The organism is Stenotrophomonas tumulicola (assembly GCF_014117215.1).
GTDB classification, from domain to species: domain Bacteria; phylum Pseudomonadota; class Gammaproteobacteria; order Xanthomonadales; family Xanthomonadaceae; genus Stenotrophomonas; species Stenotrophomonas tumulicola.
In genome coordinates this window covers 192,333-211,070 of sequence record NZ_JACGXS010000001.1, presented here as the reverse complement: position 1 = coordinate 211,070, position 18,738 = coordinate 192,333, and the positions used below count along the sequence as shown (strand labels likewise).

Genomic DNA, 18,738 nt, shown 5'->3' with positions numbered 1-18,738 from the left:
GCGCCGTGCCTGAATCGCTGGCAACCCGCCCTTCCCCGCGCCAACCCCACGATGGCTCACAACGCGTTCATCCCAACGCCAGCAACCTCGATGGCCCACAAGGAGAAGTCCATGCGTCACCCCGTCCTGTCCCCGCTGCTGATCGCCCTGTCGCTTGCCCTGGGAGCTTCCGTGACCGCCCATGCCGCCGTTCCGGCACCTGCCATCGCCCCGGTGGAAGGTACCCTGCTCAATATTTCCTCCAATGCCGAAGCCAGTCGCGTACCGGACGTGGCCACGCTATCGGCCGGCGTGGTGACCCAGGCCGCCGACGGCAACACCGCCATGCGCCAGAATGCCCAGCAGATGGACAAGGTACTGGCCGCGATCAAGGCCGCAGGCATCGCCGAGCGCGACGTGCAGACCAGCGGCATCAACCTCAGCCCGCAGTACCGCTATGCGGAGAATGAGGCGCCGAAGATCACCGGCTACCAGGCCAGCAACACGGTCAGCCTCAAGGTCCGCGACATCACCCGGTTGGGCAAGGTGCTCGATGCACTGGCCGCCGAAGGCGCCAACCAGATCAATGGCCCGCACTTCGAGATCGACCAGCCCGAGCCGGTGCACGACGAAGCCCGACTGGCCGCACTGGAGAAAGCCCAGGTGCGCGCCCGTACCTACGCCAAGGCGCTGGGCCTGCAGGTGCGTCGTATCGTCAGCATTTCCGAGAGCGGCGGCGGCAATTTCCGTCCGGTGATGATGCGCGCTGCGGCCGCGCCGATGGCCGCCGATGTTTCCACGCCAGTGTCGCCAGGGGAGACCACCGTGTCGGTGAACCTGGACGTGGTGTTCGAACTGGCCCGCTGAGGCCTCCGCGACGAACCGGGTAGAGCGGGTCCATGACCCGCTTGCCCTGCGCCGTGGCAGCGCGCCGATGGCAGCGGGTCGTGGACCCGCCCTACTACCCATGACCCGGGCAACATGACTCCCGGCAGAACGCGTTGGCGTGCCCCTCTGGCCACGTCCTCGCCAACGCGATACTGCTGGACCACCGGCACCTGCCGGCGCACGGATGTTCCCTCATCGGTTGCATGGAGGTGGACCATGGTTCGTATGTATCCGGTCGTTCCGCAGCACGTTGATCCCTCGCGTATCGCCGCCTGGAGCGCGGCCATTGCCCTGCACCTGCTGGCCCTGATGCTGTTGTTGATTCCTGCCGCGTATGTCGCCGCCCCACTGCCCCGCGACGCTCCACAGGTCCGCTGGATCACCCCGGCCACGGCGCCGCCACCGGCACCACCGGCGTCCGCTCCCACCCTCGCAGCACCACCGCAGCCACGTACGCACGCGCTGCCACAACTGCCACCCCTGCCGGTCCCGGCCATCGTGCTGCAACAGGCACCGTCCCAGGTGTTGCCTGCTGCCGAGCCGGCGCCGTCGACCACCGCACCGGCGATCGAACCCGCCGCACCCGGCATCGGGGTGCAACTGCAGTACCGCAACGCCCCGCCACCGGCGTATCCGATCGCAGCCGTGCGCAACCACGAGCAAGGCACGGTGCTGCTGCGGGTCGAGGTCGACCACGACGGCAAGCCCGCGGCGGTCTCCATCGAACACAGCAGCGGCTCGCGTGCGCTGGACCATGCTGCACGCCAACAGGTGCTGCGCCACTGGCGTTTTGTTCCGGCGATGCAGGATGGCAGGGCCACGCCAGCGGTCGGGTTGGTCCCCATCGAATTCTCTCTACCGCAGTAAGTGAAGGACGGGGAGCGGTCGTCGGATCGCTTCCCGTCCCACAACGAGAACGTCGTCACAACAGGACGCCGGTTAAGCAAAAATTCACTGCTACGTCACCTGAAGGAAACCTAGATTGGCGCCGTCGCGGGAAAAGGAGGGGCCCGCGATGAACCTCGCCATTACGGATTCCCAGTCAGGAGAGAGCTGTGAAACACTCGACCCAACGGCACGCCAGAGGCCGCAACCATCTGGCCATGTCCATCACCCATATCCTGACCGGTGGCGCGTTGCTGCTGGCTGGCGCCGCCTTCGCCACTTCCGCGTCCGCGCAGGAGCGCGCCACCAACCTGGACCGCATCACCGTCACCGGTTCGAACATTCCGCGTACCGACACCGAGACCCCGTCACCGGTCCAGGTGGTCACCCGCCAGGAAATCGACCGTACCGGCAAGACCACGGTCGCCGAATACCTCCAGACCCTGACCTCGGACGGCTCGGGCTCGATTCCGAAATCATTCGGCAACGGCTTTGCCGGCGGCGGCGCGGGCATCTCGCTGCGCGGCCTGGGCGCCGGCTCCACGCTGGTGCTGCTCAACGGCAGGCGGATGGCCACCTATGGCCTGGCTGATGACGGGCAGAAAGTATTCACCGACCTGAGCACCATTCCGCTCGATGCCGTCGAGCGGGTGGAAGTACTGAAGGATGGCGCGTCCTCGGTGTATGGCTCCGACGCCATCGCCGGCGTGGTCAACATCATCCTGCGCAGTGATTTCACCGGCACCATCCTGCGCGGTTCCTACGGCATGTCCGGCGACAGCGACGGCGACGCGAAGAAGGGCACGCTCACCACCGGCGTCGGCAGCCTGGCCGAAGATGGCTGGAATGCATTCGTCAGTGTCGACGTCGGCAAGACCGACGGCATCAAGGTCAGCGACCGCCGCGACCGCAAGTGGATCGGCACCGGCGACCTGCGCCGTTGGGGTTACAGCGCCGGCGGCAGCCAGTTCCTGGGCGGTGCGATCACCGGCGGCGGCACTGGCGGCGGTGCATCCCTGACCGGCAGCATCTTCAACCCGACCACCGGCCTGCTCGAATCGCTTCCAGGCTGCGACCAGTTCTCCAACATCAGCCCGCAGGATCCCGGTGGCGGCTGCCTGTGGGACCAGGCCGACTACCGTGACCTGAGCCCCGAAGAGAAGTACGTCAACGTCTTCAGCCGCGCCACCTTTGCCTTTGGCGAGACCTCCGAGGCGTACGTGGAACTGGGCTACTCGAAGAAGGAAACCACCTTCACCAACACCCCGTCCGGCGTATCCGGCGGCTGGGGCTACCCCGGTGGCCCGGTCAACGCCAACAGCGGCCCAGGCGCGGTCGTGCTGGCCGTGGGCCATCCGGACAACCCATACAACGAGCCGGTACGGGTGCGCTACTCCGCATTCGATGTCGGCCCGCGCGTGACCAACAACGAGAACGAGTTCACCCGCTTCCTCGCCGGCCTCAAGGGCAGCTGGGGTGAGTGGAACTACGACACCGGCTACCTGCATTCGTCCACCAACCTGGTCAACAAGCGCGACGGCTTCCTGCGCTACAGCGCGGTGCAATGCGTGCTGGGCGACCTCGCCTGCCCCGCTGGCACCTGGAACATCGGCGCAGGCTCGGAGGGGAACCCGCAGAGCCTGTACGACTATATTTCGCCCACCATCCAGGCCACTGCCAAGAGCAGCCTGGACATGTTCGACTTCAAGGTGAACCGTTCGCTGACCGACCTGCCCGGTGGTCCGCTCGGCCTGGCGCTGGGCACCGAATGGCGGCGCACCACCAACAGCCTGAAGCCCCAGACCTACACCGACCAGGGCGATATCATCGGCCTGGGCTACTCGGCGTATGACGGCACCCAGAACGTGTACGCCGGCTTTGCCGAACTGTCCGCACCGGTGCTGGAGTCGCTGGAACTGAGCGCGGCGGTGCGTTACGACAAGTACGAAAGTGGCGAGGACGCGGTGAAGCCGAAGGCCGGTTTCAAGTGGACTCCAGCCGAATGGTTCGCACTGCGCGGCACTTACGCTGAAGGCTTCCGCGCCCCCAACCCGGCCGAGAACGGCGACGGCGGCCTGGCCGCGTTCTCCAATGCGCTCGATCCGGTCCGCTGCCCGGGGGGCACGCCGGCGCCCGGCGGCACCCAGGACGACTGCGGCCAGCAACCGGTGGCGATCATTACCCGGCCGAACCCGGACCTGGAAGCGGAAGAATCGAAGAGCTACACGCTGGGCATCGTGCTGCAGCCCACCCGTACCACCTCGATCACCGTGGATGCCTGGCGGATCAAGCGCACCAATGAGATCGCCCAAGGCAGTACCGCCGATGCGATCGCCGCAGGCAACGTGCTGCGCGATTCGGACCTGCTCAACGGCGTGCCGGGCACCGGTTCGATCCTGGCCATCAACACCGGCTACGTAAACGCCAGTGCGTCGAAAGTGGAAGGCATCGACACCGACATCCGCCAGGACATCCCGCTGGGCAACGCCGGTGACCTGCGGCTGGACCTGCAGTGGAGCCATACCAGCAAATTCGAGCGTACCGAAGGTGGCACCACCCACGAATACGCAGGAACGCATGGCAACTGCGATGTCACCAACTGCATCGGCACGCCGAAGGATCGGATCAACTTCGGTGCCACGTGGAATTACCACGACTGGTCGGTGAGCGGGATCGTCAACTACATCAGTTCGATGGACAACCTGGCCGAAACCGGTGGCACCAAGGAAGATGACTGCCTGAACTTCTATGCCGATGGCAGCCCGGCACCGGGCAACTGCGAGATCGCCTCGTTCACCACGTTCGACCTGTCTGCCAACTGGAAGGCTACCGAAGGGCTGGAGATCTTCGGTTCGGTGGCGAACGTGTTCGACCGCGTCGCACCACTGGATCCGGCGACCTATGGCGGCATCAATTACAACCCGCTGCACTTCAGCGGCGCGATCGGTCGCTACTTCACCGTAGGTGCGAAATACACCTTCAACTGATCCCGCTGGATACCTGAAGCATCGAAGCCCGGGCCACGTGCCCGGGCTTTTTTCCATGTCGGACATGACCAGGCTGCCGGACGGACGCAGCACGCCACATGCAAAAAAAAACCTGCATCTCACGATGCAGGTCTTCAAAAAGTGCAAGCTGTTGAAGCTTGGCGCCCGAAGTTGGACTCGAACCAACGACCCCCTGATTAACAGTCAAGTGCTCTAACCGGCTGAGCTATTCGGGCAGACCGCCAGTATAACGGCTCTTCACGCGCGATGATAGGGGTGGTTGGCCAGCATCGCCGCCGCGCGGTACAGCTGTTCGGCCACTACCAGCCTTACCAGCATGTGCGGCAGAGTGAGCGGCCCGATCGACCATTTCTCATCGGCCAATGCCGATACTTCAGCAGAATGGCCTTCAGGCCCACCGATCAGGAACGCCAGGTCCCTGCCCTGTCCGCGCCAATGTTCCAGGCGCTGGGCGAGTTGTTCGGAGCTGAGCTGCCGGCCCGGCACATCCAACGCCACCACGTACGCATTCTTTGGCAGCGCCGCGATCACCCGCCTGCCTTCCTCGTCAGTGGCACGACGTGCATCGCGGCCCTTGCCACGCAGGCCGGGCTCGATCTCCACCAGCTCGAACGGCAGCCAGTGCGACAGGCGCTTCTGGTATTCGGCGAACCCCTGCGCTACCCAGCTGGGGGCGCGTTCACCGGTGGCGATCAGGCGCGCTTTCATGCGGGCTCCTCATAACGTCCAACGGCGCCCTCGGCGCCGTCGGAGTGCAACATATGCCCAAGCACGTGGCTCAGGCTTCTTCGTCGTCCTGGTCGTCGGCCGGCGGCTGGTCGCCCACCGTCCACAGGCGCTCCAGCGCGTACAGCTCACGCATGCGCGGCAGCATGACGTGGACCACGACATCGCCCAGGTCCACCAGCACCCATTCGGCTTCGCCCTCGCCTTCCATGCCCAGCGGCATCATGTCCAGCTTCTTGGCGAAGCGCACCACTTCTTCCGCGATGGACTTGACGTGGCGCGACGAGGTGCCCGATGCGATGACGAAGTAGTCGGCGACGCTGGACTTGCCGCGTACGTCGATCTGCACCACGTCTTTGGCTTTCAGTTCCCCGGCGGCTTCCAGGACACAGGCCAGCAGTTGCTCGACGGAGGGCGGAGGAGTGGGGATTTCGACCTTGATGGTCTGGGGTTGGGGCTGGTTGCTCAAAGCAGGTCGACTCGATAAACGTAGCGGTGATTATACGGTCCTTGGACCTCGGCGCCATTCACGGGGCGCAGGTAGCGTCGAACCATGCCCGGCGGGCATGGCCAGGTGCTACATGAATCCATACAGGTGGTTGTCGGCGACATAGCGGGCCACTGCCGTGGGCAACAAGGGCTGCCATGCACCACCACTGGCGATCCGCGCGCGCACCTCGCTGGCCGACTCGCTGCGCAGCGGCTGGTGCAGGCGCAGTACCCGCCCCCCCGGGGCCGCGAACAGGTCCCGCCCCTCTTCGGTCCAACGCCCTTGCAGCGCCGCCCCCAGTTCGCCCTCCACCACCTGTGGCAACGGGCTGCCGGGGCGCTCGGCAACGATGAAATGCGCCAAGGGAAACAGCGCCTGCCAACGGTGCCAGCTGGCCAGCGACAGCAGGCTGTCGGCACCTACCAGCCATGCCAGTGGACGGGACGGGCCAAGCTCCGCCCTCAGCTCCGCCAGCGTATCCACGGTATAGGACGGTACCTCCGGAAGACGCCGGCCACGCTCGATCTCACGACGGTCAAGCAGCAGGCCAGGTTCGTCGTCAACGGCAAGCTCCAGCATCCGGCAGCGTTGCTCCGCATCTGCCCCTGGCGCATCCCGGTGCGGCGGGTCGGCTGCCGGCAGCAGGCGCACGGCGACCTGCAGCGCATCGCGCGCGGCACCGGCGATGGCCATGTGCCCCAGGTGCACGGGGTCGAACGTGCCTCCGTAATAGATGCGCAGGCTCATGCCCGGGTATCAGGCGCGGGCCAGCAGGCGGACGGCACGGGCTTCGGACACGGCCACCAGCAGCCGTTCCAGCGCCAGCCAGGCATCGCCATCAGCGCGCCCCTTGGCGATGCGATCCACCAGCCCGGCCTCGGCCACGAAGCGCTCCCAGCGCTTGGCTTCCGGGTGTCGCTGCAGCGCGCGCTTGTAGGGCGCCTGGCGCGACTCCCAGATACCGCGCGACTTCATTTCCGCACCCACGTTGCCGCCACGTGCCTGCACCTGTGCCAGGGCGGCCCCCGCCAGCAGCTCGCGGATGACGATCGGCATCAGTGCGGCCACCGCATCCCCCTCGGCACGCAGCCCGGCCAGCATGCGCAGCACCGCCTTGGGTTGGCCGGAGAAGGTCGCCTCGACCAACCGGAACACGTCGTAACGTGCCGCGTCGGCCACCAGCGCATCCATTTTTTCCACATCCAGCGTCTGCCCGGCATCCACCAGCAACGCCAGCTTGTCGATTTCCTGTGCCGCGGCCAGCAGATTGCCTTCCACCCGCTCGGCCAGGCGCTGCACGGCCGCGGGGTCGGCCCGCAGCCCCCTGCCACGCAGGCGGCGCTCGATCCACTCGGGCAGTTCATGCGGCTTGATGGCCCAGGCCACCGACAGCACGCCGGCACGGCCCACGGCATCCACCCACTTGGTCTGGTGCGCCTTGCTCCATTCGCCAGCGGTAATCAGCAACACCACATCCGGCGGCGGCGTGGCGCAGAAGCCACTGATCACCTCAGCGCCCTCCTTGCCCGGCTTGCCGTTGGGCAGGCGCACTTCGATCAGGCGGCGCGCACTGAAGAGGCTGGGGGCATTGAAGCCGGCCTCCAGTTGTCGCCAGTCGAAATCGCGCCCATCGGCATCGAACACCTCGCGCTCACTGATGCCCTCGGCGCGTGCGCGGGCACGGATCGCATCGGCAGCCTCCAGCACCCGCAGGGTTTCCGGGCCTGCAACCAGATACACCGGCGCCAGCGGCTGGCCGCCGGCACTGCCGGCCAGCTGCTCCGGGCGCAGTTCCATCGGCGCGCCGGCTCAGTCCTGCACCGGCGGGTCGGCCGGCGCAGGGACAGGCTGGATGGCCGGCACGCCGGCTGGCGCCGGACCGGCCGGAATGACCTTGTCGGCCGCGGGAGCGGACAGGCTGCGGCCTTCATGCAGTTCGTTGCGTACCACGCTGTCGATACGGCGGATGATCGAGGCAGACATCTCGCGGCGCAGTTCGTCGGCCAGGATTTCACGCTCGGTGGTGGTGCCGGTGGCGTCGGTCGGCGGCGAAACGTAATCGCGCGATAGTTCGATCACCTGCTGCGGCACCAGGTCGCTGCCATCCTCGCGACGGAAGATGAAGATGACCGCATAGCGCAGGCTGTATTCCTGCGCACGGCCCTGGGCATCGATGGAGATCGGCAGGTCGCCCCAGCGTTCGGACAACACCTGCAGCTGTGCGGTCGGCTCCTTGGCATCCTCGTCTGCGAGGGTCGCACCGGACGCCAGCAGGCTGCGTCGCAGCAGCTTGGCCAGTTCACTGTAAGGTGCGCTGGACACCACCTTCACCGCCGCGGTATCGGCCGGCAGCATCAGCTTGTTGCGCATATGGAAGCCGCAACCGGCCAGGCCGAGGGCAACGAGGAGGGCGAGCAGGATTCGGGTCATGGACACAGTCTGTAGTAGCCGGGCGGCTGCGGCAATACAGCCTGCCCGATGATGCGTGAATGACGGTTGATGTCCATGCCCCCGGGGAAAAGCGTGACGACCGGCGATCATCACCCACCAGGGGCAGGGGCACCCGCCTGGGCACCGGAATCAGCCAACCACGATGTTCACGATCTTGCCCGGCACGATGATGATCTTGCGCACCGCCAGGCCTTCCATGAACTTCGCCGCGTTGGGCTCGGCCTGCGCCAGAGCTTCAACATGTTCGCGCGCCGCGTCGGCGGCAACCTCGATGGTGCCACGCAGCTTGCCGTTCACCTGCACGGCCAGCGTCACCGCGTCGCGTACCAGCGCGTCCGGATCGACCTGCGGGAACACCTGGTCTTCCAGCAGCGTTTCGCCATGCCCCAGCGCCTGCCACAACGCATGGCTGGCATGCGGCGTGATCGGGTTGAGCATCAGCACGACGGCCTGCAAGGCCTCGTGGCGCACCGCACGGCCCTGCACGCTGGCATCGTCGAACTTCGCCAGCGCATTCATCAGTTCCATCACCGCCGCGATGGCGGTATTGAAGCTGTGGCGGCGGCCGTAGTCATCGCTGACCTTGCCGATGGTTTCGTGGGTCTTGCGGCGCAGGGCCTTCTGCCCTGCATCCAGCGTCGCCACGTCCAGGGCTGCCGCAGCGCCATCTGCCGCATGCTTGTGCACCTGTGCCCACAGCCGGCGCAGGAAGCGCGCCATGCCGTCCACGCCTGCCTCGTTCCATTCCAGCGACTGTTCCGGCGGTGCGGCGAACATCGAGAACAAGCGCACCGTATCGGCGCCGTACTTGTCCACCATCGCCTGCGGGTCAACGCCGTTGTTCTTCGACTTGGACATCTTTTCGGTGCCGCCGATCTCCACCGGCAACCCGTCGGCGACCAGCGTTGCACCGGTGATGCGGCCGCGTTCGTCACGCTGCACATCCACGTCGGCCGGATTGATCCAGTCCTTGGAACCGTCCGGATTGGAGCGGTAGTAAGTCTCGGCGATCACCATGCCCTGGCACAGCAGGTTCTGCGCAGGCTCGTTGCTGTCCACCATGCGCGCGTCACGCAGCAGCTTGTGGTAGAAGCGGAAATACATCAGGTGCAGGATCGCGTGTTCGATACCGCCGATGTACTGGTCCACCGGCAGCCAGTAGTTGCCGCGCTTGTCCACCGCATCGCGCGCGCCCGGCGAGGTGTAGCGGGCGTAGTACCAGCTGGACTCCATGAAGGTATCGAAGGTGTCGGTCTCACGCTCGGCGGCGCCGCCGCAGTCCGGGCAGGTGGTCCTGCGCCACTCCGGGTCGGTCTTGATCGGTGACCCGGTGCCGACGAAGTCGACGTTTTCCGGCAGCACCACCGGTAGCTGTTCTTCCGGTACCGGCAGCGCGCCGCACTTCGGGCAATAGATCACCGGGATCGGGCACCCCCAGTAACGCTGGCGGCTCACGCCCCAGTCGCGCAGGCGATAGTTGATCCGGCGCTGGCCCTGGGCCTTGCGCTCGAAGCGCTCGGCCAGTGCCTCGAATGCGCCCTGGAAATCCAGGCCGTCGAATTCGGCGGAGTTGACCAGTTCGGTCTCGCGGCTCTTGTCGCCGTACCAGTCCTGCCAGCGTGCCGGATCGTAGCTGCGTTCGTCATCATTGCGCGGATGCTTCAGCGCGATGACCTGGCGGATCGGCAGGCCGTACTTGTTGGCCACCTCGTTGTCGCGCTGGTCGTGCCCGGGAACGGCCATCACCGCGCCGGTGCCGTAGCCCATCAGCACGAAATTGGCCACCCACACCGGCACTTCCTCGCCGGTCACCGGATGGACCGCCTTCAGGCCAGTGTCCATGCCGCGCTTTTCCTGGGTTTCCAGTTCGGCTTCGGACACGCCGCCCTGCTTCATGCCCTGCAGCAGTCCAGCCAGCTGCGGGTTGGTCTTCGCCGCGTGCAGGGCCAGCGGATGCTCGGCGGCAATGGACACGAAGGTCACGCCCATCACGGTGTCCGGACGGGTGGTGAATACGCGCAGCGGGTCCAGCGGGCTGCCATCCACGTCGCGTACCGCGAACTGGATTTCCAGCCCTTCGGAACGGCCGATCCAGTTGCGCTGCATGGTTTTCACCGAATCCGGCCAGCCCGGCAGCTCATCCAGCCCGTCCAGCAGTTCCTGCGCGTAGTCGGTGATGCGCAGGAACCATTGCGGGATCTCGCGCTTCTCCACCAAGGCCCCGGAACGCCAGCCGCGGCCATCGATGACCTGTTCGTTGGCCAGCACGGTCTGGTCGATGGGGTCCCAGTTCACCACCGCGTTGCGGCGGTAGGCCAGGCCCTTGCGCATCAGCCGGGTGAACATGCGCTGTTCATGCACGTAATACTCAGGCGTGCAGGTGGCAAACTCCCGCGACCAGTCCACCGCATAGCCCATGGCCTTGAACTGGCCGCGCATGTGCTCGATGTTGGCGTAGGTCCACTTGGCCGGCGCGGTCTTGTTCTTGATGGCGGCGTTTTCGGCCGGCAGGCCGAAGGCGTCCCAGCCCATCGGCTGCAGCACGTTGTGTCCGGTCATCCGCTTGTAACGGCTGATCACGTCGCCGATGGTGTAATTGCGGACGTGGCCCATGTGCAGCGCGCCGGACGGGTACGGGAGCATCGACAGGCAGAAGTACTTCGGCTTGTCGGACGTCTCGTCGACCTCGAAGGCGCGGGTGCCGTCCCAGTATTGCTGGGCGGAGGATTCAACCTGCTGCGGGTCGTAGGCGATGGGTTCGGCGCTGGTCATGGAACACGCGTATGCGGCGGCAAAGCGGCACAGGGTACCGCAGTGCGGCAAAAGGCTCCAATCCGCCCGCGACCGGGGCGCCGGCGGCCCCGCAAAGCGCTCAGCGGCGCGACTTTCCGTAGACCGCCTCGCAGTGCTGGGACTCGATACTGCGCGGACGGTGCTCGCCGCGTACCCGGGCCAACCAGGCTTTGCCTGCCTGTTCCGTCGAATTGGCGTGGATCCAGCCGGAAACTTCCCGCTGCACACCGGCACGGGAGGTGATCTCTGCCTTGCAGACGAACGCGGCGGCCTGGGCGGTCTCGGCCAACTGCAGGCCGGCCACGGCGGTGGCAAGCAGAAACAGGGAGTGACGTATTTTCATCGGAACGGTTTCCTGCGGGAATGCCGGCAGGATCGGCATTTCGACCCGATCACGACATCGGACAGGGCCGAAATTCCCTTTGATACCGCCCCACCGGGTCAATGGCGGGCGTCGAGCATCCGCGACACCGGCAGCAGCAGGGCAAGCCAAAGCGCCCAGCAGGCAAAGGTGATCCGCTGCGCCAGCGGCGCAGGCAACGCATGCTGCAGCCCGAAAGCGGTCACCGCCGCCACAACGCTGCAACCCAGGGCCAGCTTTGCCAGTATCGGCGCCTTGCGCCACAGCCCGGCCCCCAGCAGCAGCGTGCCGGCGATGAAGGACAGCACCCAGACCATCCATGCGCTGGCATGTGCCTGGCTGGCTGGCCCGTCCAGCTCCTGCAGATCCAGCGGCAGCAGGCCCATGCCGGCAAATGCCATGCCCGCCAGCACCAGCAACTGTCCGGCCACGCGCACCGGCCAACTGCTGCCGGCCGGCAGCCGCGCCAGCAGGCACAAGGCCACCGCGACCGCCAGCACACCGGGCAGGCCCCATCCCAGCAGGTTGAATCCCAACGCATGCGGAACGCCGGACGCCCCCAGCAACGCCACCGGATGCCGGCCTTGTGCGTAGCCGTCCAGGGCCGCACCGAATCCGGTCACGGAGAGGATGAACAGGACAGCGGCAGATCCGCCAAGCAGGCCTTCAACGCGGCGCAGGAGGGTCATCGGCATCGTCATGGCTTCCTGTAAGAGCCCCGTATTGTGGGCCAAGGTAGCCGCGACGGGTTGTGTCCTGACGCCTTCGCCGCCATAGAATCGTTCTCCCGCCGTAGATCCAGAGCTTCCATGAGCGAGTTGCCGCACGTATTCGACGCCACCACCGCCACCTTTGAAACCGAAGTGCTGCAGAAATCACTGCAGACGCCGGTACTGGTCGATTTCTGGGCCCCGTGGTGCGAGCCATGCAAGACCCTGGGGCCGCTGCTGGAAAAACTGGCTGGCGAGTACAACGGCGCCTTCCAGCTGGCCAAGGTGGACGTGGACCAGGAGCAGCAGATTGCCGCGGCGTTCCAGATCCGCTCGGTGCCCACCGTCTACCTGGTCAAGGGCGGCCAACTGGTCGACGGTTTCCCCGGCGCGCTGCCTGAAGGCCAGCTGCGCGAGTTCCTGGCCCAGCACGGCATCGCCCCGGCCGAGCCGGTAGCCGATGCCGCCGAACAGGCGCCATTGGACCCGCAGGCGCAGGTCGACGTACTGCGCGCACAGATCGCCGCCGAACCCGACAAGGACGAGCTGAAACTGGACCTGGCCGTGGCCCTGCTGCAGATCGGTGGCGTGGACGAGGCACGCGGCCTTATCGATGCGCTGCCGGCAAACCTGGCCACCGATGACCGCGCTGTGCGCGCACGCGCACGCCTGGCCTTCGCCACGGCGCTGAAGGAAGCCCCTGCTGCCGACGTCCTGGTGTCCCGCATCAGCAACGATGGCACCGACCTGGATGCCCGCCATCTGCGCGGCGTGCAGTTGCTGCTGGCCGGCGAAGACGAGGCGGCACTGGAACAGTTCCTGGAGATGCTGCGCATCGACCGCACTTTCAGTGACGGCCTGCCGCGCAGGGTCCTCATCGATGCCTTCAATGTCATCGACGATGTTGAACTGGTCGGACGTTACCGCCGCCGGATGGCCTCCCTGTTGTTCTGAAGCCTGGGGCTGTCCAGCATCCCCCGTTCGACAGAGCACGAGGATCGGCGGCTGGCGGCGCCTTACGCCATCACGCATCCAGGGAGATGATCCTGCGCCACACGGCCCGGGCGGCACCCTCGCCATGTCGGGCGCCGGCCCCGGGCTTTTCCGTACGCATGCGCATGGTTACACTCGAGCCCTCGCATCCCTCCAGGTCGCGCATGAACGCCACTCTCTTCCGCCACGGCATCAACCTGTGGCCGCCCTTCCTGTTCGCCGGCATCCACGTCAGCCGGGTGTCGGCGGACTACCGCGACATCGAGGTCGAACTGCGCATGCGGCCGTGGAACCGCAACTACGTGGGCACCCACTTTGGTGGCAGCCTGTTTGCAATGACCGATCCGTTCTGGATGCTGGGGCTGATGAACAATCTCGGCCGTGACTACTACGTCTGGGACCGCGCCGCGGAAATCGAATTCCTGAAGCCTGGCCGCGGCACGGTGCGTGCGGCCTTCCACATCGACGCGCCCATGCTGGAGGAAATCCGCACCGCCGCCGCCGACGGCAGCAAGCAACTGCGCTGGTTCGACAACGATGTGACCGATCAGAACGGCGAAGTGGTGGCGCGCGTACGCAAGCAGGTATACATCCGGCTGAAGCCGCAGGCGCGTGCCGGCGGCGTTTCAGATATCAAGGCAGATGCGGCAGTTTGATTGATTATCCGCACAGCGTGATGCGATACACGGCGGCGCTTTCCTCATTGCCGATGATGTAACTGGCCGTGCGCCCGCACGGCCTGTCACATCATGAGGACAATGCGATGCCAACCACGATCAGCCGCCGCCATGCCTTGCGCGCAATGGGGCTCGCCGCCAGCACGCTGGTTACCCCTTCGCTGTTTGCCCGCCAGCAGCAGCGACTCACCGCGGCCGAGATCATGGGGCCGTTCTACCCGCTGCAACGCCCGCTGGATGACGACAGCGACCTGACCCGCGTGTCCGGACAGCCTGGGCGGGCGCTAGGGCAGGCTTTCGACCTGCGTGGACGGATCATCGACACCCAGGGTCGCCCAGTGGGCGGGGCCATGGTCGAAATGTGGCAGGCCAACCGGCATGGGCGGTATGCACACAAAAGCGACCCCAACCTGACCGCCCCGATCGACCCCGCCTTCCAGGGCTTCGGCAAGCAGGCCAGCGACCACGAAGGCCGGTTCCGCTTCCTCACCATCATCCCCGGCCCTTATCCGGTGATTGAAGACAACAAGCGCTGGACACGCACGCCCCATATCCATTTCGACATCCGTGGCCGGCATGATCGCCTGGTCACCCAGATCTACTTCAAGGGACAGGCGCTGAATGACACTGACCTCCTGTACCAGGCGTTGTCAGCGCAGGATCGGGATACGGTGACGCTGGATCTGCAGCCTGCCGATCCTGGCGCGCCCGCCCCGCTCTTCGGTGAATGGACCGTGGTGCTGGCAAGCGGATGATGCCTGCCACGCCCGCAGGCGCCCAGCGCGCGGGGGACCGCCGCGCCATGCCCTGCCCGGCGACCGCTACAATGCGCCGATGTCACTCCAAGCCCCCTCCCTCGTCCCCCGTCCTTCACTGCAGCGCCTGTTCCTGACCGGCCTGCTGACCCTGCTGCCGATCTGGCTGACCTGGGTGGTAGTGAAGTTCGTCTTCGTGCTGTTGTCGGGCATTTCCAGTCCGCTGGTGATGCCGATGTCCGAACAGATCGCCACGTCGTTCCCACATTACCTGGGCTGGGTGCGCGCCGAATGGATACAGAACGTGGTGGCCCTGCTGGCCACCCTGCTGGTGATCCTCGCGGTTGGCGTGCTGAGCCGCCGCGTGGTCGGCCAGAGCCTGCTGCGTTGGGTAGGTGCGGTGATCAAGCGCATTCCACTGGCCAGCGTCATCTACGACAGCGCCAAGAAGCTGCTGGACATGCTGCAGACCGAACCGGGCACCACCCAGCGCGTGGTGCTGATCGACTTTCCGCACCGTGACATGAAATCGGTCGGCCTGGTCACCCGGGTGATCCGGGAACAGGGCACCGGGCGCGAGCTGGCCGCCGTGTATGTGCCCACCACCCCCAATCCGACCTCCGGCTATCTGGAAATCGTGCCGGTGGAGCTGCTGACCCCTACCGACTGGACCGTGGACCAGGCGATGAGCTTCATCATCTCCGGCGGCGCGGTAGCACCGGATTCGGTGCCCTTCACCCGCGCCGGCGACCGCGACCGCGACCGCGACCGCGACGCATGAGCATGCGGCCACTGCAGGACCGCGCAGTCCTGTTGTTCATCGCGTTGGCCGCGTTCTTCTGCGCCAATGCGGTGCTGGCCGAGCTGATCGGGGTCAAGATCTTCGCGCTGGAAGACACCCTCGGCATCGCGCCGCTGAACTGGAACCTGTTTGGCCAGACAGGTTCGCTCAGCTTCACCGCCGGCACCCTGCTATGGCCGGTGGTGTTCATCATGACCGACACCATCAACGAGTTCTTCGGCAAGCGCGGCGTGCGCTTCATCTCGTGGCTGGCGGTGGTGCTTATCTCCTACGGCTTCCTGTTCGCCTATGCCGCCATCTCACTGGCCCCGGCCAGCTGGTGGGTCGGGTCGATGTCCGCCCATGGCGTCCCGGACTACCAGGCGGCGTTCGCCGCGGTGTTCGGCCAGGGCATGTGGACCATCGCCGGGTCGCTGGTCGCCTTCCTTGCCGGCCAGCTGATCGATGTATCGGTGTTCCACCGCATCCGGCGTGCCACCGGTGAGCGCCACGTCTGGTTGCGGGCCACCGGCTCGACTGCGATATCGCAGCTCATCGACAGTTTCGTGGTCATCTGGATTGCCTTCGTGCTCGGCCCGCAACAATGGCCGACCTCGCTGTTCCTGGCCGTCAGCAGCGTCAATTACGTATACAAGATGGGGTTCGCCATTGCGCTGATTCCCTTGCTGTACCTGATGCGGCGTGCGATCACGAACTATCTTGGCGCCGAACGTGCAGCGCAACTGCGCGCCGATGCCGCAGCTGACTGAGCGCCAACGCCGCACCGGCTGACTGCGGTGCCGACGCTGGCCGTACGCGCCCGGATCGTGCAAGCTCCACGGTCTGTGTTCCACGGAAGTACCCGATGCCCCAGCTTGCCCGCGCCCTGGCAATCACCCTTGCCTCGCTGATGCTGTTCAGCGCCGCGCCGCCGGCCGAAGCCGCGAAGAAGAAGGCTACCCGCCCTGCTGCTTCGCAGTCCCGCCAAGCCGTCAAACCGAAGGCCAAGCCGCGTGCACGCGCTGCCGTACCGGCCCCCCGCACGCCTGCCGTGCAGGCCAGCCGGGCCGCGCAGCTGGAGCGGCTGTACGAAGAGTACTGGGACGCCTCGATGCAGTTGAATCCGCTGCAGGCTACGTTCCAGGGCGACGCACGCTACAACGCCGAATTGCCGAACATCCTGTCCGCCGCATGGCGCCAGCAGTCGCACGATTTCACCGCCGAATGGCTGGGCAAGGTGGAAAAGGTGGGCAGCGAAGGCTTGCAGGGGCAGGATCTGCTCAGCTACGAAATGTTCGTGCGCGACGCCCGCGCCTCGCTGGCCGCCGAACAGTACCCGTCCTGGATGCTGCCGATCAGCCAGTACTACAACCTGGGCAGCATCATGGCGATCCTCGGTGCAGGCGCCGGCGCGCAGCCGTTCAATACGGTCAAGGACTATGACAACTGGTCGCGGCGATCGCTTGGCATTCCGGCCCTCTTCGACCAGGCCATCGCCAACATGCGCCAGGGCATGGCCGCCGGCGTGGTGCAACCGCGCGACCTGATGGAAAAAGTGCTGCCGCAGCTGGACGCGGTGCTCAAGCCCACGGCCGAGGAAAGCATTTTCTGGACCCCCATCCGGACCATGCCCGACAGCATCGGCGCCGAGGACAAGGCCCGCATCAGTGCCGAATACAAGCGCATGATCGAGTACCGCGTCATGCCCGCCTACCGTGCACTGCGCGGCTTCATCGCGACCGAATATCTTCCGGCCACCCGCAGCAGCGCCGGCATGGGCGCCTTGCCCAATGGCGCGGCCTGGTATGCCAGCACCCTGCAACAGGCCACCGCTACCGACCAGCAACCCGCACAGTTGCATGCCTGGGGCGAACAACGCGTGCAGGCGTTGCATGCGCAGATCGCCACGGTGATGAAGGACAACAAGCTGAGGGGCTCGGAGGCCAAGCTGCTGCGCAGCATGCGCGGCGACCGCCAGTTCCAGTTCAGCGACGCCAACGCGATGCTCGGGCGCTACCGCCAACTGCAGCAGCAGGTAGCCGCCAAACTGCCAGCCGTGCTGCAGTCGCAGCCCCGGACCGCACTGGAAATCAAGCCGGTGGAACAGGACCGTGCCCTGGCCAGCGCGGCGGTGTCCTACCAGCCAGGCATTGCCGACAGCCGCCCCGCGGTGCTGTACATCAATACGTCCAACCTGCCCACGCGCCGTCGCTGGAGCGCCCCGATGCTGTACCTGCATGAAGCCGTCCCGGGCCACCACGTGCAGCTGGGCCTGCAGCAGGAGCTGGAAAAGCTGCCGCGCTTCCGCCGCCTCGGCGGTGACCTGGCCTTCGTCGAAGGCTGGGGCCTGTATGCCGAATCACTGGGCGAACCGCTGGGCCTGTACGCCGATCCATACGATCACATCGGCTACCTGCACGCCGCGCTGGCGCGCGCCGCACGCGTGGTTGCCGACACCGGCCTGCATGCACAGGGCTGGAGCAAGAAACAGGCGATGGATTACCTGGAGAATGAAGCGGCGATGTCTTCCGACGATTCCAGCGCCGAAGTGGAACGGATGATGGCGCAGCCGGGGCAGGCCCTGTCCAACGTGCTGGGCGAAGCAAAGATCATTGCGCTGCGTGATCGCGCACGGCAGGCGCAAGGCGCAGCATTCGACCTGCGTGCCTTCCATGCGGAACTGCTCAAGGACGGTTCGATGCCGCTGGACATCCTGGACCAGCGCATGCAGCGCTGGCAGCCGGCGGCCGCCTCCAGTGCACCCGTGCCATGAGCCTGCCACGGGCACCGGCGCTGTCGGGGATCCATCACGTCGCCCTTATCTGCAGCGACTATGCACGTTCCCGTGCGTTCTACGTGGACATGCTCGGCCTGGAGGTGCTGGCCGAGCATCACCGTACCGCGCGCGACTCATGGAAGCTGGACCTGGCCCTGCCCGATGGCAGCCAGTTGGAGCTGTTCTCGTTTCCCGAGCCACCCCCACGCCCAAGCCGCCCCGAGGCACAGGGGTTGCGGCACCTCGCCTTCCGCGTGGCGGCCCTGGAACCGGTCATCGAACACCTCGGCCGGCATGGCGTGGCGTGCGAGCCGATCCGCGTGGATGAATACACCGGCCGTCGCTTCACCTTCTTCGCCGACCCCGACGACCTGCCGCTGGAGTTGTACGAGATCACCTGAACCCGCCCACGGCTTGCACCGTACCGCACCGAATGGGTATACAGTCGGCACGTGCCGGCACTGC

The 18,738-nt window shown here is 66.1% G+C and carries 18 protein-coding genes and 1 tRNA gene; 10 read left to right on the top strand and 9 right to left on the bottom strand.

Annotated features, from left to right (window positions below; translation table 11 throughout):
* The first annotated feature begins 111 nt into the window (after nucleotides 1–111).
* The 3 genes from H4O11_RS00920 to H4O11_RS00910 all read left to right on the top strand — a co-directional run bounded on the left by H4O11_RS00920 (nucleotide 112) and on the right by H4O11_RS00910 (nucleotide 4,739).
* Nucleotides 112–846, top strand: a complete 735-nt coding sequence (locus H4O11_RS00920; protein WP_182337569.1) for an SIMPL domain-containing protein — start codon at nucleotides 112–114, stop codon at nucleotides 844–846.
* 237 nt (nucleotides 847–1,083) lie between these two features.
* Complete coding sequence (locus H4O11_RS00915) at nucleotides 1,084–1,734, top strand: energy transducer TonB (protein WP_182337568.1); 651 nt, start codon at nucleotides 1,084–1,086, stop codon at nucleotides 1,732–1,734.
* Between the two features lie 188 nt (nucleotides 1,735–1,922).
* Entirely contained in the window at nucleotides 1,923–4,739 is a 2,817-nt protein-coding gene (locus H4O11_RS00910) for a TonB-dependent receptor domain-containing protein (RefSeq protein WP_182337567.1), read from the top strand.
* A gap of 159 nt (nucleotides 4,740–4,898) precedes the next feature.
* Here the strand turns inward: H4O11_RS00910 and H4O11_RS00905 are convergent.
* The 9 genes from H4O11_RS00905 to H4O11_RS00865 all read right to left on the bottom strand — a co-directional run bounded on the left by H4O11_RS00905 (nucleotide 4,899) and on the right by H4O11_RS00865 (nucleotide 12,282).
* Nucleotides 4,899–4,975, bottom strand: a tRNA-Asn gene (locus H4O11_RS00905).
* A gap of 22 nt (nucleotides 4,976–4,997) precedes the next feature.
* Nucleotides 4,998–5,468: a 23S rRNA (pseudouridine(1915)-N(3))-methyltransferase RlmH gene (gene rlmH, locus H4O11_RS00900; RefSeq protein WP_182337566.1), complete on the bottom strand. Its 471-nt coding sequence runs from the start codon at nucleotides 5,466–5,468 to the stop codon at nucleotides 4,998–5,000.
* A gap of 70 nt (nucleotides 5,469–5,538) precedes the next feature.
* Nucleotides 5,539–5,955: a ribosome silencing factor gene (gene rsfS, locus H4O11_RS00895; RefSeq protein WP_182337565.1), complete on the bottom strand. Its 417-nt coding sequence runs from the start codon at nucleotides 5,953–5,955 to the stop codon at nucleotides 5,539–5,541.
* Between the two features lie 108 nt (nucleotides 5,956–6,063).
* Nucleotides 6,064–6,723 (bottom strand): nicotinate-nucleotide adenylyltransferase, encoded by a 660-nt coding sequence (nadD, locus tag H4O11_RS00890; protein WP_182337564.1) that lies wholly within the window; start codon nucleotides 6,721–6,723, stop codon nucleotides 6,064–6,066.
* 9 nt (nucleotides 6,724–6,732) lie between these two features.
* Nucleotides 6,733–7,773, bottom strand: coding sequence for a DNA polymerase III subunit delta (holA, locus tag H4O11_RS00885; RefSeq protein WP_182337563.1), 1,041 nt, complete (start codon nucleotides 7,771–7,773; stop codon nucleotides 6,733–6,735).
* 12 nt (nucleotides 7,774–7,785) lie between these two features.
* Nucleotides 7,786–8,406, bottom strand: coding sequence for an LPS-assembly lipoprotein LptE (locus H4O11_RS00880; protein WP_182337562.1), 621 nt, complete (start codon nucleotides 8,404–8,406; stop codon nucleotides 7,786–7,788).
* Nucleotides 8,407–8,556: 150 nt separating this feature from the next.
* A complete protein-coding gene (leuS, locus tag H4O11_RS00875; protein ID WP_182337561.1) occupies nucleotides 8,557–11,199 on the bottom strand; it encodes a leucine--tRNA ligase in 2,643 nt (880 codons plus the stop codon).
* A 100-nt stretch (nucleotides 11,200–11,299) separates the two neighbouring features.
* Nucleotides 11,300–11,602 (bottom strand): hypothetical protein, encoded by a 303-nt coding sequence (locus tag H4O11_RS00870; protein WP_182337556.1) that lies wholly within the window; start codon nucleotides 11,600–11,602, stop codon nucleotides 11,300–11,302.
* A gap of 59 nt (nucleotides 11,603–11,661) precedes the next feature.
* Nucleotides 11,662–12,282, bottom strand: a complete 621-nt coding sequence (locus tag H4O11_RS00865; protein ID WP_182337554.1) for a DUF998 domain-containing protein — start codon at nucleotides 12,280–12,282, stop codon at nucleotides 11,662–11,664.
* A gap of 108 nt (nucleotides 12,283–12,390) precedes the next feature.
* Here H4O11_RS00865 and trxA point away from each other — a divergent pair, with 108 nt between their 5' ends.
* From trxA to gloA2, 7 genes are all read left to right on the top strand, one after another.
* Nucleotides 12,391–13,245, top strand: coding sequence for a thioredoxin (gene trxA, locus H4O11_RS00860; protein WP_182337552.1), 855 nt, complete (start codon nucleotides 12,391–12,393; stop codon nucleotides 13,243–13,245).
* Between the two features lie 203 nt (nucleotides 13,246–13,448).
* The gene (locus tag H4O11_RS00855) at nucleotides 13,449–13,940 is read left to right on the top strand and encodes a DUF4442 domain-containing protein (protein WP_182337550.1); all 492 of its coding nucleotides are present in this window, start codon (nucleotides 13,449–13,451) and stop codon (nucleotides 13,938–13,940) included.
* A 107-nt stretch (nucleotides 13,941–14,047) separates the two neighbouring features.
* The gene (locus H4O11_RS00850) at nucleotides 14,048–14,716 is read left to right on the top strand and encodes a dioxygenase family protein (RefSeq protein WP_182337548.1); all 669 of its coding nucleotides are present in this window, start codon (nucleotides 14,048–14,050) and stop codon (nucleotides 14,714–14,716) included.
* A 79-nt stretch (nucleotides 14,717–14,795) separates the two neighbouring features.
* Nucleotides 14,796–15,497 (top strand): DUF502 domain-containing protein, encoded by a 702-nt coding sequence (locus tag H4O11_RS00845; protein ID WP_182337547.1) that lies wholly within the window; start codon nucleotides 14,796–14,798, stop codon nucleotides 15,495–15,497.
* Between the two features lie 2 nt (nucleotides 15,498–15,499).
* Complete coding sequence (locus H4O11_RS00840) at nucleotides 15,500–16,267, top strand: queuosine precursor transporter (RefSeq protein WP_425505999.1); 768 nt, start codon at nucleotides 15,500–15,502, stop codon at nucleotides 16,265–16,267.
* 95 nt (nucleotides 16,268–16,362) lie between these two features.
* Nucleotides 16,363–18,270, top strand: coding sequence for a DUF885 domain-containing protein (locus H4O11_RS00835; protein WP_182337543.1), 1,908 nt, complete (start codon nucleotides 16,363–16,365; stop codon nucleotides 18,268–18,270).
* On the top strand, nucleotides 18,267–18,674 hold the full coding sequence (gene gloA2 / locus H4O11_RS00830; RefSeq protein WP_182337542.1) for an SMU1112c/YaeR family gloxylase I-like metalloprotein: 408 nt from the start codon (nucleotides 18,267–18,269) through the stop codon (nucleotides 18,672–18,674). Before H4O11_RS00835 ends, gloA2 begins: the two co-directional genes overlap by 4 nt.
* Nucleotides 18,675–18,738: the final 64 nt, after the last annotated feature.